Origin of the sequence: Streptomyces sp. (genome assembly GCF_031178505.1) — a bacterium.
Classification (GTDB): domain Bacteria; phylum Actinomycetota; class Actinomycetes; order Streptomycetales; family Streptomycetaceae; genus Streptomyces; species Streptomyces gulbargensis.
Genome location: NZ_JAPSIW010000261.1, coordinates 1 through 8,324, shown reverse-complemented (window position 1 = coordinate 8,324; position 8,324 = coordinate 1). Strand labels below are relative to the sequence as shown.

Here is an 8,324-nt window from a genome sequence, read left to right as displayed (position 1 = left end):
AGCGCTCCAACTTCGCCCGTTCCTCCACCGTCCTCGGCGTCGGCGTCATCGCGGCCGTCGGCGCGGGCGGCCTCGCCACCGCGCAGGACAGGCCCCCGGTCGCCATATCGCTCCCGGACCTCCCGGAGCTCGATCTGCCGGACGCCCACGACCTGCCCGGCGTCGGCGAACTGCTTCCCGACGAGGCGCCCGAGCCGGTCAGCGCCGAGCGCGCCAACCCGAACCCGCTCACCGCCGCCGCGTACACCACGCTCTCCGACGAGAGCACCACGGCGGCCGCCACCGCGAGCGCCGCGACCGGCGCCGCCGGGCCCACGGCCGGAGCCGCCGACGCGGGCGAGGCGCTGCGCGCCCGCATCCTCCAGCAGGCCGAGCAGCAGCAGACCTCCGCCGACGCCGCCGAGCGGGAGGCCGCGGAGCGCGCCGCCGCCGAGAGGGCCGCCGCCGACGCCCGTGCCGCCGCCGAGAAGGCGGCCGCGGAGGCCGAGGCGAAGGCCAAGGCGGAAGCGGAGGCGAAGGCCAGGGCGGAGGCCGAGGCGAAGGCCGAGGCGGAGCGGATCGCGGCGGAGAAGGCCGAGGCGGAGCGCCTGGCGAAGCTCGCCGCCGACTACGCGATGCCCCTCTCCTCGTACACCCTGACCTCCACCTACATGCAGTCCGGCAACATGTGGTCCTCCGGCTACCACACCGGCCTCGACTTCGCGGCGCCCACCGGCACCCCGCTCAAGGCCGTCCACGGCGGCACCATCACCTCGGCCGGCTGGTCCGGCTCCTACGGCTACCGGATCGTGCTGCAGCTCGCCGACGGCACCGAGATCTGGTACTGCCACCTCTCCTCGATGACCGTCGCGGCGGGCCAGACCGTCGGCACCGGCGAGACCATCGGCCGTGTCGGCGCCACCGGCAACGTCACCGGCCCCCACCTCCACCTGGAGGTCCACACCTCCGGCGGCGACGGCATCGACCCGGCGCAGTGGCTCCGCTCCAAGGGTCTGTCGCTCTAGCAGGGGCACGGGGACCGTCTACCTCGGAAATCCCGGAACATGCCCGCCGGTGTTCCCGGGACAGGCCGCCGGTCCCCGAACGCGTGATCAGCTCCGGTACGGATTGAAGTCGCCGTAGTCCAGATACTGCGGCGGCGCCCAGGCCCGCCCGGTGGCCCGCGCCGCGTACGTGAGCGCCGGGGAGGCGACCGGGCGGCGCTGCCACAGATGGTGCAGCAGCTCCTGCTCCCGCGCGGTGAAGTCCGGGCCCGCCACCCCGCGCCGGGCCCGGTCCCGCAGGAACGCGAGGGTCGTCGCGAACGACTCGTACTCGCCCACCGCCCGCGCCGCCTCGGGCCCGTACGCGCGGGCGGCGTAGGTGCGGGCCACCTGGCGGGCGCGCAGGGAGGAGAGCGCCGGCGGCTCGGCGGGGGCGAGCCAGCCGGCCGCCGCGTACGCCGGGAGCACCCGCGAGATCGTGCGCAGTTCGCGCTGCCGGCTCCACACGGCGAGCCAGGTCAGCAGCCCGAAGGCCGGAACCATGAAGACCGCGTACACGGCGTAGAAGGCGAGCGGGCCGCCGAAGGTGGCCGAGCCGTTCCACAGGGCGTGGACGCCCATGGCCAGGAGCAGTCCGGCGAGCGGCAGCAGCACCTTCCGCAGCCGCCTGCCGCGGGGGGCGAGCGCGGCGAAGCCGAAGCCGAGGCCGGTCAGGACCGTGAACAGCGGGTGGGCGAAGGGGGACATGACGACCCGGACGAAGAAGGTCGCGGCGGTGACCGAGCCGAGCCCTGAGGTGCCGAACTCCTGGTCCTCACCGAAGGCGTTCCCCAGGTAGAGGATGTTCTCGGTGAAGGCGAAGCCGGTGGCGGTGAATCCGGCGGCCACCACCCCGTCGACGGGGCCGCCGAAGTCGCGTCTGCGGAAGAGGAACAGGAGCAGGATCGCGGCGGCCTTCGCGCTCTCCTCCACCACCGGCGCGATGACGGTGGCGCCCAGGTTGTCCGCCGCGTCCGGGTCGGCGGTGGCCGTCGCTATCCAGCGGACCGCGAAGGAGTTGGCCAGGATCGCGACGAGCGCGGCGGCGAAGGCGCCCCAGGCGAAGGCGAACAGCAGGTTCTTCCACGGACCCGGCTCCACCCGGTCGAGCCAGCGGAAGGCGGCCATGAGCAGCGGTACGGGGAGCACGGCGAGGCCGAGGCCCACCAGGAAGCCCTCGGTGCCGGTCTGTTCGCGGACCAGCGCCAGGATGACCAGGGCGCAGAGCGCCAGCACGGTGATCACGGCGACGGCCCGGACCAGCCGGCTGCGCCAGAACGCGCGGCGCGGCCGGTAGCGCCACTGGGTGCGGTCCGCGGCGACCGGGAAGGCGGGCTCCCCTGGGGCACGGTGCGGAACGGGCGCGGCGGCTTCGCCCTGGGCGGGGTGTTCGGACGCGGGGGCTTCGGCGGGCGACTGGGGCACGTCGACGACCCTAACGAGGGCCGCCGACAGCGGCGACGGGGTTACGGGCCAGGCTGTCCCGGCCCGGCCGTACGGGACCGTCCGGGGCCGCTACCGCTCGTCCCGGTCCCGCCGCTTCCGGGCGAAGAGGAGGTCGTGGACGACGTGGCCCTTGTCCAGTCCCTGCCCCTCGAAGCGGGTGAGCGGGCGGAAGGCCGGCCGGGGGGCGTAACCGCCGTCGGGCACGGTGTTCTCGAAGTCCGGGTGGGCGGAGAGGACGTCCAGCATCTGCTCGGCGTACGGCTCCCAGTCGGTGGCGCAGTGCAGCACCCCGCCGGGCCTGAGCCGGGTCGCGAGCAGCGTGAGGAAGTCGGGCTGGATCAGGCGGCGCTTGTGGTGCCGCTTCTTGGGCCAGGGGTCCGGGAAGTAGACGCGGCAGCCGTCGAGGGAGTCCTCGGTGAGCATCTCGCGGAGCAGGATGATCGCGTCGCCGTTGGCCACGCGGACGTTGGTGAGTCCGTTGCGGTCGGCGAGGCCGAGCAGGTTGCCCTGGCCGGGGGTGTGCACGTCGACGGCGAGGATGCCGGTGCCGGGGTCGGCGGCGGCCATCTGCGCGGTCGCCTCGCCCATTCCGAAGCCGATCTCCAGGACGACCGGCAGGCCGCCGAACATCTCGCCGAGGTCCAGCACCCGCTTGCCGTCGATGTCGAGACCCCAGTCGGGCCACCGCTTCAGCATCGCCTCCGCCTGCCCGGCGGTCACCCGGCTGCGGCGGGGCTGGAAGCTCCGGATCCGCCGCTCGAAGTGCGCGCCGGCGGGGTCGGGCGAGGGCCCTTCTCCGGGCGCGAACATCCGGCTGCCGCGGCGTGCGATGTTCTGCTGACTGACGTTCTCTGGCTGCTCACCCACAATGCGCCAATCCTACGGCGCCCCCGCCGGCCCGGCACGACGCCTGCGGCCCGGCACGCTGTCGCCGGCCGGCCGGGCAGCGACCGGCACGGACAGCTGACCGGGCACGCGCAGCCACCCGCCGGGAGCCGCGGACGGCCGGATCCGGGGACGCCGGGAGCACCGGCGGTGCGGTCCCTACAGGTGCGCCAGGGCGCGGGCGGCGATGTCGCGGCCGATCGGCAGGGACGCGGTCGCCGCCGGGGAGGGCGCGTTGAGCACGTGGACCGTGCGGGGCGCCTCCCGGATCAGGAAATCGTCCACCAGCGTCCCGTCCCGCAGCACCGCCTGCGCCCGTACCCCCGCGGCGGCGGGCCGCAGGCCGGACTCCTCCACGACCGGCAGCATCCGCCGCACCGCCTCGGTGAAGGCCCGCTTCGACAGGGAGCGCCGCAGTTCACCGGCCCCGTATCTCCAGTGCTCCCGGGCGATCGCCCAGGAGCCGGGCCAGGCCAGCGTGCCGACCAGTTCGCGGGGGCGGACGACGGACCATCCGTACCCTTCCCGGGCGAGCGCCGGGACCGCGTTCGGCCCGACGTGGACGCCGCCGTCGATGCCCCGGGTCAGGTGCACGCCGAGGAAGGGGAAGGCCGGGTCGGGGACCGGGTAGACGAGGCCGCGCACCAGCGTGGGGTCGGCCAGCTCGTAGTACTCCCCCCGGAAGGGGACGATCCGCATGCCCGGGTCGTCGCCCGCGAGCCGGGCCACCTCGTCGCAGTGGAGGCCCGCGCAGTTCACGAGGACCCTGGCGCGGACGATCCGCCCGTCCGTGGTCCGCACGGCCACGCCCCACGGGCGCCGGTCGACGGCGGCCGCCTGGGCCCCGTACAGGATCCGCGCCCCGGAGGCCTCGGCGAGCCGGACCGCGACGGCCCCGTAGTCGCAGATGCCGGTCGTGCCGACGTGGATGGCGGCGATCCCCCGCACCCGTGGCTCGTACTCCGTGATCTGCGCCGGGCCCAGCTCCCGCACCGGGATGCCGTTCTCCCGGCCGCGCTGCACGAGCGCGTGCAGCCGGGGCAGCTCCGCGCGGGAGGTGGCGACGACCAGTTTCCCCGTCACCTCGTGCGGAATGCCCCACTCCGCGCAGAATTTGACCATCTCGGCCGCGCCTCGCACCGCGTACCGCGCCTTCAGCGAGCCGGGACGGTAGTAGAGGCCGCTATGGATCACCCCGCTGTTGCGGCCCGTCTGGTGGCGCGCGGGGGCGCGCTCCTTCTCCAGGACCGTGACGCGCGTGCCGGGCGCGCGGCGCGTCAGGGCGTACGCCGTCGACAGACCGACGATCCCCCCGCCGACCACCAGCACGTCGCAGTCAAACACCAGCGCCACCTCCCACCCCGATAGTGCACTGGCCCACTGACAATGCCGCTAAACGCCCACGGGGTGGGACGCGTGTCACGCCGGGGCGACGAGCAGCGGCCGGGCGCGCTCCCTGAGCTCCTTCACGCGCGGCTCGTGCCCGTACGGCTCCAGGCGGTGCAGCAGGTCCCGTACGTACTCGGTGGTCCGGGCCGACGAGATCCGCCCGGCCACCTCCACCGCGCGCGTGCCGGCGGCGCAGGCCGCGTCCAGGTTGCCGGACTCCAGCTCGGCCACCGCCGACACCACCAGCCGCAGCCCGTGCGAGCGGACGTACTCCTCGGTCGGCCGGGACAGCGCCTGCGCGGTGAAGCGGCGCACCTCGTGCGGCATCCTCAGGTCCCGGTAGCACTCGGCGGCGTCCGCGCAGAACCGGTCGTACGAGTAGAAGCCGAGCCACGTCGGATCGGCGTCGCCCCGCCGGGAGCGTTCCAGCCAGCCCTCGGCGGAGGACAGCGCGGCGGCGGCGGCCGTGCCGTCACCGGCCTTGGCGTGGGCCCGCGCCTCCACGAGCCGGAAGAAGGACATGGTGCGGGCGGTGGCGAGCCCCCGGTTGCGTTCGAGGGCGGCCTGCGCGAGGTCGACGCCCTCGTCGGCGAAGCCCCGGTAGGTGGCCTGGAGGGACATGGAGGCGAGGACGTAGCCGCCGAGCGGCACGTCGGCGGCGGCCCGGGCGAGCCGGAGCGCCTGGATGTAGTAGCGCTGGGCGGCCTCCTGCTGGCCGGTGTCGAAGGCCATCCAGCCGGCCAGCCGGGTCAGCTCGGCGGTCGCCCCGAAGAGGGCCCGGCCGACCTCGTCGGAGTAGGAGCCGAGGAGCAGGGGCGCGGCGTCCACGCGTAAGCACTCCGGCACCATGGAGGAGCGCCAGTCGCCGCCCCCGTACTTGGAGTCCCAGCGGCGCGCGTCCTCGGCCGCCTCGCGCAGCTTGGCCACGTCGCTGTGGCCCACGCGCACGTGCTCCGGGCCGTCCGCCGGGGCCGCGCCCCCCGTGCCGCCCGCCGCCGGGGGCCGGGCGAGCTCGCGCTCCACCGACGGATCGGCGGGGGTTATCAGCCAGCGGGAGGCCGGCGTCGCGTACGCGCTGACGGCGAAGGAGCCCGCCAGGGACTGCCAGATGCCGCCCCCGCCGGCCCGTCGGCCGGCCAGATCCAGCCGGTACAGGTCGGTGGCCGAGCGGACCGCCTCGCCGACGTCGCGGGGGAAGGCCAGTCCCACCTCGGGCGCCGGGTCGGCGTCGGCGAGCCCGATCTCGTGCAGCGGGACGGGCCGGCCCAGCTTCTGGGCTATGGCGGCGGCGATCAGGTGCGGGGCGGCGCCCTGCGGCACCATGCCCTTCGACACCCACCGGGCCACCGAGGTCTTGTCGTAACGAAGGGTCAGACCCCGCTGCGCGCCGAGGTCGTTGACCCGCCGGGCGAGGCCGGCGTTGCTGATTCCCGCGAGGGCGAGAACCGTGCCGAGCTTTTCGTTCGGCCCGCGTTGCTCCCTGGACATGCGCCACCCCTCGACACCCAGACGGCCGCCACGACGCCGGGCATGGGCGTGCGGCATTCGTGAACACAGCGTAGTTCGCCGCATCCCTACCGTTAAGGGTCGGTGTTCCGTATGGCGAGATTGTTGTGTGACGGATCCGGGGGCGGCCGGCGGCGGTACGGGACGTGCTCCGCCCGTGTGGCCGTGCGCCCGGCCGTGCGCTCTCGTCCGGGACCGGGGGGAGCGCTTCCATGAGGAACGCGTGGGTCGGCCCGTCCGGCCGGGGCGGGAGTCCCGGCGCCGCGGGCCGGGGGACGCCGCCGCCCCATTCCCCGCGGGCGGCGGACGGCGCCGGGGGGCGGGAGCGCCTCCCGGACCGCCGCTCTGTGCCGGACACCCGCGAAACATCCGGGGGCGGTCGAGAATCGGCCGAATGACGCCGTCGCCAACTGGCCCATGCCAGGGGCGCATTCGGCTTTCGCGCGCGTGCGCCCGCACCCCGCCCCGTGCGCCGTTGTCGTGGCAGCATGTCTCCCACCGAAACGGATGTGGAGGCGCCGATGCGATGGCTGGTGGGCTGGAGCAGTGTCGCCGCGAGCTTCGCGACGGCCGCGGGGGCCCGCGCCGGGGCGGCCGGCGGCGCGTACGGCTCCGGCCCGGCGGGCGGCGGACACGGCTCCGGTCCCGCGTACGGATCCCCGTACGCCTCCGGTCCCGGTTCCTCGTACGGTCCCGGTTCCTCGTACGGCTCCGGGTACGGCGGCACGGCCGGCCCGGCGGCCGAGGGGCGCACGGTGCAGCCGGTGGGCGCACAGCTCCTGTGGGGCGACCCCGACCCGCTGTGGGCGGTCGGCGACTGGCGCCCCGACGAGATCCGCGTGGTCGCCGTCGACGACCACACCCGCCTCGCCGTCCTCGGCTGCTGCGCCGCCGGCGACGAGGAACTCCGCCTCGGCCTCCTCACCGCCCGCGGCGGTGCCCTGCGCCACCTCACCGCCTGGCCCGGCAGTTACACCGCCGTCGTCCGCGCCGGCCGCCGCATCACCGTCACCGGCGACCTCGCGGGCGCCCGGCCCGTCTTCCACACCCCGTGGGCCGGCGGCACCGCCTACGCCACCGCCGCCCTGCCGCTGGCCGACCTGATCGAGGCCCAGCTCGACATCGGCCACCTCGCGGCCCTGCTCGCCTGCCCCGAGACACCTGAGGCGCTGCGCGACTCCACCCCCTACGAAGGGGTGCGGCGCGTCCCGCCGGGTCACGCCCTGATCCTCCGCGAGGGCTCGCGGGAGATCGCCGGGTACGAGCGGGTCGCCTCGCTCGCGGTCGCCGCGCCCGAGGCCGACCCGCGCCAGGCCGTCGAATCCGTACGGGACGCCCTCGTCGAGTCCGTACGCGCCCGGCTCACCGCTCCCCGGCACGCCCCCGAGGCGCCCCTGCCCGACCCCGGACCCGTCCCCGGCATGGGTCCGGCCGACCGGCGCGCCGCCCGGGGCGGGGGCCCCGCGCCCGGCATCGGCGCCGACCTGTCCGGCGGCAGCGCCTCCGGCACGCTCGCCCTCCTCGCCGCCGGCCTGCCCGGCGTCCCGGGCACGATCGCCGGCCAGGGCACGGGCGCGGGGGAGCGGCTGCTCGCCGTCACCTTCAACGACCTGGCGACCCGGCCGGGGCCCGGCCGCACCGCCGAACTGGAGCGGGCCCGCGCCCTCGCCGCCGACCCGCGCCTGCACCACGTGGTCGTCGCGGCCGGTGAGGAGGCCCTCCCGTACGCCTCGCTCGACGGCCCCCTCACCGACGAACCGGGTCCCGCGCTGGTCTCCGCCGAACGCCACCGCAGGCGCCTCGCGGGCGGCAGCGCCGACCACTTCACCGGCATGGGCGCCAAGCAGGTCCTGGACGCCCACCCGGCGCGCCTGGCCGACCTCCTGATGGACCGCAGGCGGCGCTCCCTGGTGCGGCCCGTGACCGCCCTCGCCAAGGCTTCGGGCCCCTCGGCGGGCGCGCTCCTGGTGCCGCTCACCGTCTACCGCGCGGCGCGACGCCTGGCCCGTACGCCCTACCGGACCGGACTGGAGACGGCCGCCCGCCGGGTCCTGGAGGCCAACCGCGCCGCCCCCG

6 protein-coding genes are annotated in these 8,324 nt (G+C 75.9%); 2 read left to right on the top strand and 4 right to left on the bottom strand.

What is annotated here, in order from left to right:
• The coding region (locus tag RIF68_RS18405; protein WP_309052361.1) for a M23 family metallopeptidase at window positions 1-1,004 on the top strand (1,004 nt) is incomplete at its 5' end.
• 87 nt (window positions 1,005-1,091) lie between these two features.
• Here the strand turns inward: RIF68_RS18405 and RIF68_RS18400 are convergent.
• From RIF68_RS18400 to RIF68_RS18385, 4 genes are all read right to left on the bottom strand, one after another.
• On the bottom strand, window positions 1,092-2,447 hold the full coding sequence (locus tag RIF68_RS18400) for a PrsW family intramembrane metalloprotease (RefSeq protein ID WP_309052360.1): 1,356 nt from the start codon (window positions 2,445-2,447) through the stop codon (window positions 1,092-1,094).
• A 90-nt stretch (window positions 2,448-2,537) separates the two neighbouring features.
• Entirely contained in the window at window positions 2,538-3,278 is a 741-nt protein-coding gene (gene trmB, locus RIF68_RS18395; protein ID WP_309052363.1) for a tRNA (guanosine(46)-N7)-methyltransferase TrmB, read from the bottom strand.
• A 234-nt stretch (window positions 3,279-3,512) separates the two neighbouring features.
• Window positions 3,513-4,697 carry an L-2-hydroxyglutarate oxidase gene (gene lhgO, locus RIF68_RS18390; RefSeq protein ID WP_309052359.1) on the bottom strand — a complete coding sequence of 395 codons (1,185 nt, stop codon included), beginning with the start codon at window positions 4,695-4,697 and terminating at the stop codon, window positions 3,513-3,515.
• 75 nt (window positions 4,698-4,772) lie between these two features.
• Entirely contained in the window at window positions 4,773-6,230 is a 1,458-nt protein-coding gene (locus RIF68_RS18385) for an MFS transporter (RefSeq protein ID WP_309052358.1), read from the bottom strand.
• 539 nt (window positions 6,231-6,769) lie between these two features.
• On the opposite strand from RIF68_RS18385, the gene RIF68_RS18380 reads away from it, so the two are divergent.
• Window positions 6,770-8,324 (top strand): asparagine synthase (locus RIF68_RS18380; protein WP_309052362.1); only part of this gene is annotated, 1,555 nt, incomplete at its 3' end.